The organism is Mycobacterium sp. 1423905.2 (assembly GCF_001673155.1).
Classification (GTDB): Bacteria; Actinomycetota; Actinomycetes; order Mycobacteriales; family Mycobacteriaceae; genus Mycobacterium.
Map to the genome: position 1 here is coordinate 1 of NZ_LZLE01000082.1, position 16619 is coordinate 16619.

A 16619-nucleotide genomic window follows, 5' to 3' on the forward strand; every position below is an offset into this window, starting at 1 on the left:
TGGCGGCCAATCGCAGCGCGCGGCTGATCGTGACTATCCGGTCCGGAGAGCCCGTCCTGGACGCCGTGACCGCGCTGATGAAAGAGCGGCTGTTGCTGACGGTTCATATCGACCCGTTCACCCGCGTGCAGACTGGAGAGCTCGCCAGCGCGGTTCTCGGCGGCTCTGTCGAGCGACGACTGATCAATGAGCTATACGACCGAAGTGCGGGAAACCTTCTGGTACTGCGTGGGCTGCTCTGCGCCAGTCGCCAGAAAGGAGTGCTGGCCCCAACAACAGACGGCTGGCGTATCCGAGGTCCGCTTCAGGGCGACCGAGAGCTCTACGACCTCTTGAGGTTCCGGCTTCGATCCCTTGCCGCGGATGAATTGGAGGTCGTTGAAGTCTTAGCCACTGCCGAGGTGTTGGAGTGGGAAATCCTGCGTAGCATCTGCGATGCCGACGCCGTGGCACGCCTGGAGCGCCGCGCGATGATCGAGTTGGTTGCCGACGGATCGCAAACCCTAGCGCAGCTGAACCCCCCTATCCTCGGGGAAGCGGCATTGCTGCACGCGGGAACCGTGAGGTCACGTGAGCTCAATGGCATGCTGGCACAAGCGATTCAAGACCGCTTTCGGTCAAAGGGCCAGACCTTGAAGGTGCCCGACGTGCGGTGTCGTATCCGGCTGGCTCAGTTCATCGTGCGGAGCGATCTTGTGCCGGACCTCGATGTGGTCATGGAGGCTGCGGCGGAAGCGCTGGCGATGTCTAACGTCGCTCTCGGCGAGGAACTGGCCCGATTCGCTTATGACCGCCGTGGCGGCCCGCCGGCCGGGATGTTGCTTGCCGAGGCGCTGGGTTGGCAGGGGCGCGGCGAGGAGGCCGAGACCGTACTGCTCGACGCCCAACCCGATCCTTGCGATGGGCTGGCGCTCGCGCGATGGGGCAGTCTGCGCGCAGCGAACCTGTTCTGGAATTGCGGGGACGTCGATGCCGCCGCAGAGGTACTCGCCGATGTGAAGAGGCATGTTTCGCCCGAGGCCGGCGCGCAACTCGTCAACGCGCTAGAGGTGACAATGGCGTTCTTCTCCGGCGACATTGCCACGACGTTGCAGCGCGGGTCGGCCTTGTGTGCGTCGGATCTGCCGCCGACGGCGACCGTGTGGGCGGCTGTGCCGACGTGCGCTGCCTTGGCCACCACCGGCCGGTGTGCGGACGTCGATCGGATGGCTGCTGCGGCGTTACGAGCGGCTGCCGTCTGCGGACGGGGATTGCAACGGTTCAACGTCGGTATGGCCGAGATCATGGCCGCTACCGCCACCGGTGATTATCGAGCAGCTGAACAGGTTCATAAGCGTTACGCCGTGATGGCTGCCGGTGTGCCCGGGGCGGACGCCCTGATTCGAGCGATGCGGGGGTTCGTGGAATTCGCGCGCGGCAACTTACCGTCGGCGTGCGCTGCCTTCAACGATGCGAAATCCGCCTTGTCGCAGGGATTTTCGTCGCCCTGGTTTGTATTGATGGCGGCGCGGCACGCCCAGGCCGAAGCGGCACGGGGCGACAGTGCGGCGGCCGCCGCCGCAGTGCGCAGGACAGAGAAAGCCTACGGACCCCATGTCGCGGTGTTTATGCCGGAACTCGAGCTCGCCCGGGCGTGGGAGCGGGCGTCCGTCGGCGAAATGACGGTCGCCCAGGCGCATGCAGTGCGCGCTGCGCATATTACGGAAGCGGCAGGGATGCACGCCGCGGAAATGCACGCACTGCATACGGCCGTCCGCTTCAGTGATCGCTCGCATGCCAACCGGCTCGGCGAACTCGCCGAAATACTGAACACTCCCATAGCGCGGGCGGTCGCCGACCATGCCCGCGGGTTGGCCGACAACGACGCGGGTCTCATCGACGCCGCGGCCGCCCAGTTCGCCGATCTCGGTGCGGTAGCTCTGGCCGCCGACGCATCGGCGCAGGCGGCCGTTCAACATGCCCGTGTTGGGAATCGCGGCAAGCAGATTGAGTCGTCCACCCAAGCGTCCTCCTTGGCCCGCCGCTACGGGCTTCGTACGCCGGCGGTCAAGGCGGCGGGCGCCCCGTTACCGCTCAGCGGTCGTGAGCGCGAGGTTGCGGCGCTGGTCGTGGCCGGATTGTCCAACCGCCAGATTGCAGAACGGTTGGTTGTCTCGGTCCGGACGGTGGAGGGACACCTCTATCGCCTCTTCACAAAACTCGGCATCAACAATCGGGATCAGCTCATCCGACTACTGAACTGCGACGCGGCCGGATGAGAAGGCTGGCACGCCGGTTACGGTTGAGCGTTCAGCAACAAAGCTGATGTTCACCTACGGGCTGACCGGCCGCCGCGCTGACGACCCACCGCGGTTGGCGACGAAAGGCGGTTCTCCAGGGTGGGGATCGCTGGCTGGCGCCCGGTTTCTTACCTACACGCGATCATGCGGTTCGGCGTACTCCATCTGGGCCCGCCCACCACTCAAGTTATGTTAATTCTGTCGATGCCAGGTCGAGAGACCCATACGCTCCGGCGCATGAGATTTAACCCGCCGAACGCGGTTACGCCGGTTCCCATGGTAATGAATTCCGGAATTTGTGCGGCCGGATTGGCAGAAGTAATTTGGCCGGCGACTTTGCCGGCCGCCAATGCCCACCTTGTCGTGCGTCCTTCCCTCGACCGCAAACCTGATGTCGGTCCATCCGGTCAAGAGATGTGTCGTGGTAGCAAATGCCGGCGGCGGCTTCGGCCTAGGACGGCGGCACTGGGTCGCGGACGGTCAGCAGCCAGCAAGCGGTCGGCTTGCACCGCCTGATGCGAACCCGGTGAAAGTAGGAAGGTATGTCAGCCGGCGCAGCGGGAAGTAATTGGACGTGGCCCATGGTGGCCCGTGACGCTGAATTCCGCCAGGCGCTGGCGGCACTCAACGACGCGGAGTTCCAAGGGGTCGCGTTGGTCGGCGACAGCGGAGTGGGCAAATCGACACTCGCCCGCATGCTGGCGAAGACAGCCGAGGCGGCTGGGCGGACGGTGCGTTTTGCCTTGGGCACGCAAACGGGTCGCGCTATCCCGCTGGGCGCGTTTTCTCGCGCGGTGACCGTAGGCGTTGACCATGAACCCGCCATAATGCTGGCCGCCGCGCATAAAACGCTGGGGCGGGACGAGAACTTGGTGGTCGTGGTCGACGACGCGCAACTACTCGACCCGTTGTCCGCAACACTCGTAAATCAGCTCGCGGCCAGCCGCAGTGCGCGGTTGATCGTGACCGTCACGTTGGGCGACCCAGTCCTTGACGCGGTGACTGCGTTGATAAAGGAGCGGTTGTTGCTGACCGTCCATATCGATCCCTTCACCCGCGAGCAAACCGGGGTACTTGCCTCTGCCGTCCTCGGCGGGGCGGTCCACCCCCGATTGATCGACGAGTTATACGACCGAAGCGCGGGCAACCTATTGGTCCTGCGCGGCTTGTTGAGTGCCAGTCGCGAGAACGGGGCCCTGGCTCGCACCGAAGATGGCTGGCAACTGCGAGGTCCGCTGCATGCAGACCGCGAGCTTTACGACTTCCTGCAATTCCGGCTGCGATCCCTCGGCCCCGAAGAGTTGGAAGTCGTTGAGGTCCTGGCCACTGCGGAGTTGCTGGATTGGGAGATATTGCGGGGCATCTGTGATGCCGACGCCGTGGCGCGCCTTGAGCGCCGTGGCATCATCCAGTTGGTCGCCGACGGATCACACGCGCTCGCGCATCTGAATGACCCCTTCATCGGTGAGGTTGCTCTTCAGCAGGCCGGCGTAGTGCGTTCCCGACAACTCAATGGCGTACTGGCGCAGGCTCTGAAAAAACACCTGCTTGCCGGGGAACGCCGCCCCCGCTCGCCTGACCTACGCACGCGAATCCGCCTGGCGCAGTTCATGATGGGAAGCGACCTGGAGCCGGATCTCGATGTGGTCATCGATGCGGCGGCGGACGCGGTAGCCTTGTCGAACGTCGTTCTCGGCGAGGAATTAGCGCGATTCGCCTTCGATCGCGGTGGGGGTCTGCGGGCAGGCCTGGTACTTGCGGAGGCGTTGGCTTGGCAGGGGCGTGGTGATGAGGCCGAAGCCATCTGTCTCGAAGTCGACATCGACCAGGCCGGCGAGTGGCTGGTCGGACGGTGGGGTTGTCTGCGAGCGGCGAACCTGTGCTGGGTCTGTGGGCGGCTCGAAGCCGCCCGACGCGTCCTAGCTGAGGTGAAGACCCGGGTTGGGTCTGATGCGAGTATTCGTCTCGTCATCGAGGGCCTCGAGTTGTCCATTGCCTACTTCAGCGGTGATGTTGCGACGACACTGGAGGTCGGGCCGAGCCTTTGCTCGCCCGACGTACCCCCAACGGCGACCGTTTGGGCAGCCAATGCGACCGCGAGCGCCCTGGTGGCTGCCGGGCGTTTCGGCGACGTTCAACGCATAGCTGATGCCGGGTTGCGCGCTGCGGCATTGTGTAAAGCCGGGCCCCAGCGGTTCGGCATTGGGATGGCTCAGGTTACGGTCACGGCCTTCACCGGTGACTACGCGGCGGCCGAGCAAGTCTGCCAGCGGTACGCCGCGATGGCTGCCGGTGTGCCCATCGCGGAATCAATGGTGGAAGCCATGCGGGGGTTCGTGCAGCTTGCGAGTGGTGAGTTGCAGTCGGCATGCGCCGCATTGAGCCATTCGATTTCGGAGTTGTCCGCCCAGGGCTTTCCGTCGCCGTGGTTCGTGCTGGTGGCCGCCCGGCGCGCCCAGGGGGAAGGCGCGCGAGGAGATAATCAGGCGGCCGCTGCCGCCTTGCGCCTTGCCGAGGAAGCATACGGACCGCACGTCGCAGTGTTTTTGCCGGAATTACAGCTTGCCAGGGCCTGGGAGCGGGCGTCTGCCGGCGAAACAACGGCCGCGAAAGTGCATGCGGCATACGCGGCACAACTTGCCCAGGAAGCCGGCATGCACGCTATGGAGATGCGCGGACGCTATACAGCTGTCCGCTTTGGCGATCGCACGCACGCACCGCGACTGGACGCGCTCGCCACACTGCTGAAAACCCCAATGGCGGAAGCGGTCGCTACGCACGCCTGCGGCCTGGCCCGGCACGACGGCGATCTCCTCGACGCCGTGGCACGCCGGTTCGTCGATCTCGGTGCATCGGCTCTTGCGGCCGACGCGTCGGCGCACGCGGCGGCCGAGCATGCCCGCAGCGGTGACCGCGGCAAGGAAGTAGAGTCTTCGACCTGGGCCTACGGGTTGGCGAGTCAATGCGGGTCGCGCACGCCGGCGCTCGAGGCCGCCGCGCGCCCACTGCCGTTCAGCGGCCGGGAGCGTCAGATCGTGATGCTGGTGGTGGCTGGTCTGTCGAACCGTCAGATCGCAGAGCGGTTGGTTATCTCCGTGCGTACGGTCGAAGGACACCTCTACCGCATTTTCGCCAAACTCGGCATCAACAACCGGGATCAACTCGTCCAGATAGTGAACCGAGATTCGGCCGCGCACAACGGTTTAGCTGAGCGTTGCGGCGAGGCGTTAGGCAACACGCCGCACGACCAAGACTGGGCCGGCTGAGTATTCCCGCGCGCGGCGAGTTACAGCAAGGCAAATTCGGGTCAGGCGTGTTGGCGCTGAGTCGCGCGCGAAAGGCTTTCGCGGTTGGATTCGCAGCGGACTGTCCCAATGAGTTAATCGGCCAGACGCCTGAGCAATTCGTGACCTCGTAGTCGAGGGCCCGCGACGATCCTCACGTAGCCGATGGATGTGAGGTACTCGATCTGGAACGCAGACCACTCTAGTAGGGCAAACGCGCCACGATGTCGGCTAACGGGACCATAGGCTCCGCGCATGAGATTCGTTCGCGAGGGCATGACCGGGTGCGGCCTCATCTATTTTCCTCAGCACATGAGCTCGGTTGGACCAACCAAATTTATTGGTGGAGTTGAGCGTTGGCTGCTGAGCTCAGTGCAGAAGATCTCGGCAGGCGGTGTGACGGCATGACGATGATGTTTCGAGAGGAGTCTCGTGCGGCTGAGCCAGCGTCACCGGTGAGCACGTTGGTGCTCTTCGGGAGGACGCCGGATCGTATCGAGACTCTGGCCAGGATGCTGGCCGAATGGATGACCGGTGAGGGTGCGCATCTCGGGCTGGCCGAGGTGGCCCACACGCTCAATCATCATCGAGTCTGGCACCCGTGCTTCGCCACCGTTTGTGCGCGCGAGCGCGCCCAGGCGGTGGCTGGGTTGGCGGCATTGGCGGCCGGACGGCCGGCCGAAGGCGTGGTCGGCCCGCATGACGGGACCTGCTTTCCCGGAACGGTTTTCGTGTACTCGGGTCACGGCTCGCAATGGGCGGGCATGGGTCGGCAACTATTGACCGACGAGCCCGACTTCGCAGCGGCGGTGGACGCGTTGGAACCGACCTTCTTTGCGCAAGCAGGGTTTTCGCTGCGGCAGGTGCTGAGAGAAGGGCAGCCAGTGGTCGGGGAGGCGCGTTCGCAGCAGGTACTGCTGGGACTGCAGCTGGCGCTCACCGAATTGTGGCGGGCCTACGGGATGATTCCCGATGCGGTCGTTGGACACTCGACGGGTGAGGTCACCGCGGCGGTGGCGGCCGGCGCGTTGAGCGTGACCCAGGGCCTGCGGGTGATCGAGGTCCGCTCGCGGTTGACGAGTCGGTTGGCCGGGCAGGGCGCCATGGCTTCGCTGGGGCTTGATGCCGCAACGACCACCGGACTGATTGCTGATTATCCCGATGTGGCTGTCGCGGGTTTTGTCTCGCCAATCCAGACGTTAATCGCCGGGGCCACCGCGCAAGTGGATGCGGTAATCACCGCTGTCCGGCAACAAGGGCGGTGTGCCCGACGGCTGAACGTGACGACGGCGCCGCATACCTCGTTAATGGATCCGATCTTGCCGGAATTGCGGGCCGCGCTGGCCGATCTCGTACCCAAGCAGTCGGTGGTACCGCTTATCTCCACGGTGAACGATACCGCCACGACCCCAATTCTCGACGCCGACTACTGGGCGGCCAGTTTGCGCCAGCCGACGCGGCTCAGCCAGGCCATCGCTGCGGCGGGCCGGAACAACGCCACTTTCATCGAGATCAGCCCTCATCCATTACTGACCCAACCCATCACCGAGACACTGGGTCAGGCCCATCACCACTGTCTCGGCACCCTGTGGCGCGACCGAGACGACACTCTGAGCTTTCACACCAATCTCAATGCCACTCACAGCATTTACCCGCCGGAAACCCCGCACCCACCGGAACCGCATCCAGTGCTGCCGACCATGCCTTGGCAGCGCACGCGGCTATGGGTCAGCGTTGCACGGGCCAAACATGACGCTGCGGTTCTGCCCACACGTACCGACATGTGGCGTGGGCTGACGGCGCTCAATTGATATCGCTACCACGCTTCAAGGTTTGAGAACATGCGCAAGAGGCAACGTGTGGTCGACCAAATCGTCGAGTACCTCGCAACAAGCGGAGTCGACTACATCTTCGGCGTCGACGGCGCCAACATTGAAGATCTCTACGACGCCGCGTTTTTCCGCTCGGATATCACCGCCGTGTTGGCCAAGCATGAGTTCTCTGCCGCGACGATGGCTGACGGGTACAGCCGCAGCGGCGGTCTGGGTGTGGTGGCAGCGACGTCGGGCGGTGGCGCGCTGAACCTGATTCCGGGCTTAGGGGAATCGTTTGCCAGCCGCGTCCCGGTCCTGGCGTTGGTGGGTCAGCCGTCGACCGCCATGGACGGGCGCGGCAGCGTCGAGGACACCAGCGGCCGCAACGGCTCGTTGAACGCCGAGGCGCTGTTTTCGGAAGTGTCTGTCTTCTGCCGACGAGTGCTGACCACTGCCGACATTCCCGAGGCGTTGTCGGCCGCGGTAGCGGCGGCGCAAACGGGCGGCCCCGCAGTTCTATTGTTGCCTAAAGACATTCAAAGGGCATGCGTCCCGATCAACGGTCGCGCCGTCGAGCGCGTGATCGAGCGACCCCGTGCTATCGGCGACCCCCAGCCCATCGCGCAAGCGCTGCGGGAGGCGAACGGACCGATCACGATCATCGCTGGAGAGCAGGTCGCCCGCGACAACGCACGGGGCGAATTGTCGTCACTGCGAGCCGTGCTACGCGCACGGGTGGCGTGCGTACCCCATGCCAAAGATGCTGCGGGGACACCCGGTTTCGGTTCGTCCTCAGCACTTGGCGTCACCGGCATCATGGGCCACCCCAGTGTGGTGCAAGCGGTGGCCGGAAGCGCGATGTGCCTGGTGATCGGCACCCGGCTGTCAGAGGTCGCGCGCGCCGGACTCGAGGATGCGCTGAAGACGGTGCACACCGTCTCGATCGGGTCCGAGCCGCCATACATTCCGTGCACCCATGTCTACTCCGACGATCTACGGACTTCGTTGCGAACGCTGACCAGTTCGCTCACCGGCCGCGGCCGGGCCACCAAAGTTCGGGTGCCTGATGCGGTGCCGCGCAGCGAGTTGAGTCCGCCGCCGTTTGAAGGCTCGGGGGTACGCTACCGCGACGCGATGAAGGTCCTCGATCGCCTCTTGCCCGATGGCGTCGACATCGTCGTCGACGCCGGCAACACTGGCGCGGCGGCCGTCCACTACTTGCCCGTTCGGCGCATGGGGCGGTTCGTAGTAGCACTCGGTATGGGCGGAATGGGGTACAGCTTCGGAGCCGGTATCGGGATGGCATTCGCCCGCACAAAGGCTCAGACGCCTCGGGGACGCGTGGTGGTGATCGCCGGCGACGGCGCGTTCTTCATGCACGGCATGGAGGTGCACACCGCTGTCCAATACCGACTACCGGTGACATTCGTGTTGTTCAACAACAACGCTCACGCCATGTGCGCTACCAGCGAGAAGCTCTTCTACGGCAATCGGCACAGTTACAATAGGTTCACTGCGAGTCGGCTGGGGGCAGGTCTGGCTGCGATGTTCCCAGGCCTTGCCTCCGTCGATGTCACCGACGCCGACACATTCAGCGCGGCGATTCGCACGGCGCTAGACGTCGATGGCCCATCGGTGATAAGCGTCGAGTGTGCGGCAGACGAATTACCGCCCGTCACAACATTTCTCGCGCCGCTGCCAGCTAAAGCCGTTCGCACGAAGCAGATTTCGTCGAGCAGAGGCAAGCGAACCGATGTCACGGTCAATGCTCACTGATGTCGTGCTCCGTCGCGGTTACGCCGGGCCGGCAAAGGACACAGCAGCCGGAGTGCTCCGAGAAGTTTGCGTTAGTACCCGCACATCGAAGTGCTTCACGCCCGAAGTCACGCCCGCACGCCAGTATTCGCACTCCGACTACCCTATCCGATCTCCCCAACCTCTCTACTTGCCGCAAGCGCGTCTGCGCCACACAAAAGGACCTTAGGCTGCCCGCAACACAGCAACACATACGTTATTTCCGGAGGAATAGACGATGTCCATCCTGATCGTCGATAACTATGATTCGTTCACCTACAACCTCTTTCAACTTGTAGCGAGTGTTACGACCGGTCCGGTGGAGGTCATCCGCAACGACGACTATTCGGCGTGGTATTCGATCGCGCAAGACAACCTCGACGCGTTGATAATCTCGCCCGGGCCGGGAAGGCCGGAGTTCGTCTCCGACTTCGGTATCAGTCGCCTGGCAGTCGATTCTGATGTTCCCCTGCTTGGGGTGTGTCTCGGGCATCAGGGCCTTTGTTACCTGCAAGGCGCAGTGATCACCAACGCACCGGAGCCTTGCCATGGACGGACCAGTGCCATTGAGCACGACGGCACCGGTCTGTTCGCCGGAATGCCTTCACCTTTCCTTGCTACCCGCTATCACTCACTTATGGTGGCCGACGTGCCAAATACCCTGCAGGTCACGGCCTCTACGATTGACCAGGCGGGGAACAAGCTCGTCATGGGCGTGGAACACCGCTCGCGGCCGCAATGGGGCGTGCAGTTCCACCCCGAGTCAATCCTGACGCAGTATGGTCGTGAATTGATCGAAAACTTCTTATGCCTCGCTCGTGCTGGCTCGAGGCGGCGCAATCCCACTGCGGCTCCCATTGCTGATGTGCACATTAAGTCCCGTCACCTGAATGGTGGCGTTCGGACGCCGGTTAGGCGGCTGCGCTTAATAAGCCGCCGCGTGGCTTGGCACCCTGACACCGAAGAACTCTATTCGGAGCTTTTCGCTGGTCACGACGGCGCCTTCTGGCTGGATAGTTCGCTGGTCGTAGAAGGGTTGTCACGTTTTTCCATTCTTGGTTGTTGTGGTCCGCACGGCGAGTGGGTGACTGCGGACGCCAACCGCGGCGTGCACGTCCGCTATAGCGACGGTACGGTAACGCATTTCGAGCAAAGTATATTCGACTATATTGGGCAGCAGACTGCGCAGCGTGCGGTGAGCACGCCTAAAAACGATTGTGATTTCGCGCTCGGTTACGTCGGCTACCTAGGCTACGAAATGAAGGCGGAATGTGGCGGCGACGCCGCGCACCGATCTGATCTCCCGGACGCAGGGTTCGTGTTCTGTGACCGGGCTCTTGTGGTCGATCACAAGCTCGGTGAGACCTGGTTACTGGCCCTCATCGGTCAAGGCGCCCGCGATCAGGCGGACGTCGCGTCGTGGCTGGACGAAGCCGAACATGCCGTGCGCTTGTCGTCGTATATCCCGCTCAACGGGTGCGATACTCGCTCACTGGTAATCGATATGCCGGTGAATTTTCGCGAATCCGCTACCAAATATGCCGAAAATATAGAGCAGTGTATGAAGGAGATTCGCGCCGGGGAAACTTACGAAGTTTGCCTGACGACGGCGGTGACGGTGAACGCCTCAATCGATCCGCTGGAAACCTACCGCGACCTCCGGCGGCGCATCCCCGTTCCATATGGTGCGTTTCTGCAGCTACCGGGGGTCGATATCCTCTGTGCATCTCCGGAGCGGTTCCTCAAGATCTCCGCCGATCGGATTATGGAAGCGAAGCCCATAAAAGGCACTCGACGGCGAGGATGCACGCGCGATGAGGACGCGATTCTGGTCCATGATTTGCGCACGGCAGAAAAAGATCGCGCGGAAAACCTCATGATCTTGGACCTGTTGCGCAACGACCTAGGACAGGTTTCCGTGGTGGGTTCCGTGCACGTGCCCAAGATGTTCGCAGTCGAGACATACGCCACCGTTCATCAGTTAGTGAGCACCGTCAGGTCGAAACTGAGGGATGACGTGACGCCGGCGGAGTGCGTGCGAGCCGTTTTCCCGGGTGGGTCCATGACCGGTGCGCCCAAGCGGCGGACGATGCAGATCATCGACAGGCTGGAAGCCGGCCCGAGGGGAATTTATTCGGGCGCTATTGGATACTTCTCTCTTTCGGGGGCTGTTGATCTCAATATCGTCATCCGGACAATGGTCGTAAGTGGTGACAAGATTACCATCGGTACGGGCGGCGCAATCGTTGCGCTTTCTGATCCGGAAGAAGAAATCGCCGAAATACGACTTAAAGCGCACGCGCTGTTGCAATCCATACAGGCAACGGCCCGCGTCTCTACGTTGGCTTGAAAAATTCAGGCGCCGATGATGTTCAGCGTTGAGGTGTTCGACGGCAGTACGGAAAGGGAGACTGATGACCGACCGGCCGGTAGCTGACAATGAAGTTTGTGACGTCGACGTCGGATCAGCGATGGACGATTGTCGTAAGCGTCTTGACGCTCTCGATACGACCCTGATCTGGGTGATTGCTGAGCGTATGCAGATCTGCGCCGAAATTGCCCAACTGAAACGCAAAGGACAAATCCCGATGATGCAGCCGCACCGCCTCGCGCACGTGCGCGCGAAGTCGGTTGCAGAAGGTCGAACACGTGGACTTGACGAGGGTTTCGTCAATCGACTTCTCGACGTGATCTTCCAGGAGTCCTGTCGCTTGGAAGACGTGATCATGGGCAACGAGATCACTGCGTAGTCCGTACGCACCCACGCTGAATACGGAATAGTCTGTGGCGCAGCAAGTTACGACGTCACAACCTAGCTAGTCGTATGCTGCAATCGACGCCGAAGGCCGCCACTCAAAGGGAACAAACCGATACCTGACCTGGGTGGTCACACTACTCTACCGGCTCCAAATGTACTGCGTTTATTAGAAATAACCATAGGCTCTTGCGCAATAGACAGCCGTAGAACTTAGACAAGGTGCGTAATGAAAACCGATAGTGCAGTACTGTTGTCAGGCACCGAGATTGCCGTAGGTTCAGTATTTTCCGAGATCTGTGATCGGATCGAGGGTCGAACGACAGCCCTGCCGCTCGTCCGTGTTGGCGAGACGCTGGACGCAAGAGCAATAGTCGCCGCAGCCCGGTCAACAGCGGCAACGGCCCCGGATCTGGCAGGGAGCGTCGTACCGATCCTCGTCGACGAGCCCGAGAATGTGCTGAGCGCGCTTTTCGCGGTAGCGCTTGCCGGCGGGGTGCCGTTGGTCCTGAGCGGAGCAAGACCATACGAGTCAGCGGCGTCAGTGCAAACGCGTGTCAACGATGTCAGCGAATCGGTCAATGCTCGATTCGTCTACCTGCGCGGGACGTGGCAGGAAGTGTCGAAACGCTCGGTACTCGACATCACTCGTGAAGACACCGCTTATTTGCAATTCAGCTCAGGCAGTGTCGGTTCTCCACGGCCGCTTCGTATTTCCAATCGCGCCATCCGCGCACAATTGCAGATCATCGGAGATGCAGTGGCAGTCGGACCACACGAGGTGGGCGGATCATGGCTACCGCTGTCCCACGACATGGGCCTCATCAGCGTCTTGCTGGCCTTGTGGGTCGGCTTTCCACTCGTGTTATGGAGGCCGGAAGAGTTTTTGATCGCGCCCGGTCAGTGGGTCGAGCAAATGGCTGAACACCGGGTCGGATTCTGGCCGGTCATTCCTGCCGGGATGCACATCGCCACCAAGGCACTGCGATCCCAGAGCGTGCAGCTCGATGCGCTGCGTTCGGTGCTGGTCGGCGCAGACGTCATACGACCCAAGGTTTTGACTGCGTTCGAGACGATCGCCGGATGCGGTTCGGGTGTGGTGCGACCATGCTATGGCCTTGCCGACGCGACGTTGATGGTCACCTGCACTCCATCAGACCGGCATTGGCGCACCGTCGAAGTCCCCAGTAGCTCCGGGCGGGACGGCCGACCCACCGAAATGATGTCGGTGGGACCACCCGGGCGTGACACCGAGGTATGGATCGAGGTCGGGGGAGAACCGGTCGGCGAGCACGTCATCGGTGATGTGGTTGTACGGTCGCCGTCTCGATGCTCAGGACCCTACGGCGGCGAAGTCGTTCCTCCTTCGGCTCCGGTGCGCACCGGAGACCTGGGATTCATGGCCGACGGCGAGCTGATCTTCACCGGACGGACAGCCGAGGTCATTCGAGTCGCCGGCGAAGATTTCTTGCCCGCCGAGGTCGAAGAATTCGTGGTGCGCAGCGGCTTCGGGAAAATGGGACACATTGCGGTGGTCGGCGTTGACCAAGAGGCAATGACCCAGATGGTTGCCGTGATCGAAAACGATTCGGCTGCCACCGATGACGCTCTCGCGACAGCACATCGCCGCGACTTGTTGCGAGCGGCCAGGCAAGCCGCTCTGCCTTTGACCGGCGTGCGATTCGTGCCCAACAACTCGCTGAGCAGGACAACAAGCGGCAAACTGCGCAGACGCCGCATTGCCGCAGATCTCTTGGAGGCAAGCAGATGACCCGCTTTGTACACGTTCCCGACCATGCTGAGCTCGAGAGCGATCACCGCGATCATGTCCTGGCAGTCGCGCCATTACCCTCTCCGGAACAGCAGGTTACGGAGCCGTTGACTCTCGACCGCGTGATCGATGAGATCACCGTTGCCGTACGCGCATTGAGCACTTCGTTCGCAGAGCGCGAACTGAACGGTGATACCAACCTCGCTTTGGACTTGGGCCTTGAATCTTCGTCCAGGGTGGAGCTGCTGCTGGACGTGCAGCGCGCACTAGGCGTCGCCCTCAACGTCGGAATGGTCCTGATGTTTGCCGAGCTCACCATCGCTCAACTGGCCGAGCTTATCGTCACCTTCCCAGAGGAAAGTATGGACCAATGACGGTAGCCGATTCTATTGACGTCTCGGCGGCGCAGGAAGCGATCTGGTTTGCCCAAAGATTGGTGCCGAATCTGCCCAATAATATAGCCGGCTATGTCGAAATACACGGTCCGGTCGACGAATCCGTTATGGCCGCCGCATTGCACCATGTCTGCCGTGAGACCAAGACGCTGCGTGCCACCTTCACCGAGGACGACGACGGATTACGTCAAACATTACGTGACCCGAACACGTGGGAACCGGATCTGTTCGATGTAAGCCACACAGAAAGTCCGGATCTCGCTGCTCGCAGCCTGATCGCGGAAGTGACGCGCCGAGCGTTCGACCTCAGCGATGACATTCCCTTCCGGGCCGGCTTGATCAAGCAAAATGAATTGCGCCACTCGCTGTTCGTCGTCGCTCACCACATCGTGTGTGACGGATTCGGATTACTCATCGCGGTCCGGCGGATCGCGGAGGTGTACACGACGCTGAAGGCCGGCGCCCCACCCTCACGATCTATGTTCTGCAGTCCACAAGCGATCAGCAGAGACGACCTGAATTACCGGTCCTCGCCGAACTTCGTCCAGGACAAAGACTTTTGGGACAGTTACACGCGAGATTGGCCGGAGCCGCCGAACATATCCGGCCGTCCAGTTTCGCCGCAGTCGGTAACCTTGCATCACAGTCTGGCTCTTACCGGAGACGCCGCACGTCGCCTGCGAGAAGTGGCGAGTCATATCGGCGTGTCACTGCCCAAGTTTTTGACCGCGTCACTCGTTGGCTGTTTCACTCGAGCCTCGGGCGCGTCAGAATTCCCGATCAGGCTGTCCGCAGCTTGCCGGTTCGGCGTCGGATGGAGCACGCCATGCTCGCTGGCGAACGCTGTTCCGGTGCGAGTCGATATTCCACCGGGTGTTCGATTCAACGAGTTCGCGGAATCACTCGACCGCGAGATCAGCACCGTACTTCCCCATTCCCGCTACCACATATCGGGAATACAGCGTGATATCGGCATAGTGAAACGACAGAAGAACCGATTCGGGCCGATCCTCAATATCATGCCGTTCTCCGGTGGTCTCGATTTTGCCGGAAGTGCCGCCTCATTCCGAGGCGCGACTTTTGGCACCTGTGACGACCTGGCAATCTCCGTTTATTACGACGCGCGCCCATCGGACAACAGCGAATCCGGTGACTTTCTCATTCAGATCGACGCAACCGGCCTGCTCTATGACGAACAAGATCTGATCCGTTTCGGCAACCACTTGAAGTCTTTCCTGCATGCCGTCACAAGCGACCCGGAGCGGCGAATCGATCTGATCGAGATCATCGACCCGGCCGAGCGTGACTTGGTGGTGGCCCAGTGGAACGACACGACCACGCCCATCCCCGACGGAACCATCCCGGAGTTGTTCGCCGCGCAGGTCGCGCGGACACCCGACGCAATCGCGGTCGAAGACGACAACGAGGCACTGACTTATCGCGAACTCGACGCGCGCGCAAACCATCTCGCCGCACGGATGCGGATATATGGAGCCGGACCGGAGAACATCATCGCCGTCGCTCTGCCGCGGTCGGTTCAACTAGTGACTGCGCTACTGGCCATCTGCAAAACCGGTTCTGCGTATCTGCCAATCGATCCTAATTATCCCAGCGAGCGCACCGTTTATGTCCTGGCCGACGCCGCCGCGCGACTGCTGGTCACCGATGCAGCCACCGCCGCGATTTTGCCCGATAACGATGCGCCGCTGCTGATTCTGGACGCTATCGACCCAGACGGCAACGAACTCAACGCCACCACGGGTCAACCGGCCGGCCTGCCCGTGCAGCCGGCCAATCTCGCGTACGTCATGTACACGTCAGGGTCAACCGGACGGCCGAAAGCTGTTGCCATTACCCACCACAATGTGGTCGCTCTGTTCGCCGGCCTGGACCGATGGTGCAACTTCACCCATACCGACGTGTGGTCGTGGTGTCACTCGCCGGCTTTCGACTTCTCGGTGTGGGAGTTGTGGGGTGCCCTACTACACGGTGCGCGTGTGGTGGTGGTGCCCTGGGAAACGGTGCGAACGCCGCGGAAACTGTGGCAACTGATCCTCGACAAGCGCATCACGGTGCTCAGTCAGACCCCGTCAGCGTTCTACGAGTTGACGCGCGCGGAAGCCGAACAAACCAAGGCCGCGGCCGATCTGGCGTTGCGGATGGTTGTGTTCGGTGGGGAAGCGCTGGACCCGTCTCGGCTTCGAGGTTGGTATCCCGATGAGCGCCCGCACCCACCACGGCTGATCAACATGTACGGCATCACTGAAGCTACCGTGCACACAACGCATCTCGAGCTGGTCAGCAAGCACGCCGAACGGGGCGGTTCCCCGATTGGTGCTCCCTTGGGAAACTGGCGGCTGTTCGTCCTCGATGCTGGGTTGTCCCCGGTGCCAGTAGGGGTGGCCGGTGAGTTGTATATCGCCGGTGCTGGCGTGGCCCGGGGGTATCGGGGCCGGGTTGGCCGCGCAGCTGGCGGCACGCCGTCAAAACTTGCCGACCGTCCAAACCCTCCACGGCCTGGCGTCGA

Annotated in this window: 8 protein-coding genes and 1 pseudogene; all 9 read left to right on the top strand. The window is 62.2% G+C overall.

What is annotated here, in order from left to right:
* A partial coding sequence (locus A9W95_RS04435; RefSeq protein WP_067409408.1) for a helix-turn-helix transcriptional regulator occupies nucleotides 1–2258 on the top strand: 2258 nt, incomplete at its 5' end.
* Between the two features lie 602 nt (nucleotides 2259–2860).
* Nucleotides 2861–5545: a LuxR family transcriptional regulator gene (locus A9W95_RS04440; RefSeq protein WP_067409409.1), complete on the top strand. Its 2685-nt coding sequence runs from the start codon at nucleotides 2861–2863 to the stop codon at nucleotides 5543–5545.
* A 458-nt stretch (nucleotides 5546–6003) separates the two neighbouring features.
* Nucleotides 6004–7299, top strand: a pseudogene (locus A9W95_RS04445) (acyltransferase domain-containing protein); the annotation flags it as partial.
* Nucleotides 7300–7404: 105 nt separating this feature from the next.
* Complete coding sequence (locus A9W95_RS04450) at nucleotides 7405–9153, top strand: thiamine pyrophosphate-binding protein (RefSeq protein ID WP_067409411.1); 1749 nt, start codon at nucleotides 7405–7407, stop codon at nucleotides 9151–9153.
* 256 nt (nucleotides 9154–9409) lie between these two features.
* Nucleotides 9410–11521 carry an aminodeoxychorismate synthase component I gene (gene pabB, locus A9W95_RS04455; RefSeq protein ID WP_067409412.1) on the top strand — a complete coding sequence of 704 codons (2112 nt, stop codon included), beginning with the start codon at nucleotides 9410–9412 and terminating at the stop codon, nucleotides 11519–11521.
* A 64-nt stretch (nucleotides 11522–11585) separates the two neighbouring features.
* On the top strand, nucleotides 11586–11921 hold the full coding sequence (locus tag A9W95_RS04460; protein ID WP_082982893.1) for a chorismate mutase: 336 nt from the start codon (nucleotides 11586–11588) through the stop codon (nucleotides 11919–11921).
* Between the two features lie 234 nt (nucleotides 11922–12155).
* Complete coding sequence (locus tag A9W95_RS04465) at nucleotides 12156–13697, top strand: AMP-binding protein (RefSeq protein WP_082982894.1); 1542 nt, start codon at nucleotides 12156–12158, stop codon at nucleotides 13695–13697.
* Entirely contained in the window at nucleotides 13694–14071 is a 378-nt protein-coding gene (locus tag A9W95_RS04470; RefSeq protein ID WP_067409414.1) for a phosphopantetheine-binding protein, read from the top strand. The genes A9W95_RS04465 and A9W95_RS04470 overlap by 4 nt, the downstream gene beginning before the upstream one ends.
* Nucleotides 14068–16619, top strand: a 2552-nt coding sequence (locus A9W95_RS04475; protein WP_156746001.1) for an AMP-binding protein, incomplete at its 3' end; no start/stop codon positions are given. The genes A9W95_RS04470 and A9W95_RS04475, both read left to right, overlap by 4 nt.

Excerpts from the sequence above, each read along its gene's own strand:
- pabB (WP_067409412.1), top strand. The coding sequence starts at position 9,410 with ATGTCCATCCTGATCGTCGATAACTATGATTCGTTCACCTACAACCTC.
- A9W95_RS04460 (WP_082982893.1), top strand. The coding sequence starts at position 11,586 with ATGACCGACCGGCCGGTAGCTGACAATGAAGTTTGTGACGTCGACGTC.
- A9W95_RS04465 (WP_082982894.1), top strand. The coding sequence starts at position 12,156 with ATGAAAACCGATAGTGCAGTACTGTTGTCAGGCACCGAGATTGCCGTA.
- A9W95_RS04450 (WP_067409411.1), top strand. The coding sequence starts at position 7,405 with ATGCGCAAGAGGCAACGTGTGGTCGACCAAATCGTCGAGTACCTCGCA.
- A9W95_RS04440 (WP_067409409.1), top strand. The coding sequence starts at position 2,861 with ATGGTGGCCCGTGACGCTGAATTCCGCCAGGCGCTGGCGGCACTCAAC.
- A9W95_RS04470 (WP_067409414.1), top strand. The coding sequence starts at position 13,694 with ATGACCCGCTTTGTACACGTTCCCGACCATGCTGAGCTCGAGAGCGAT.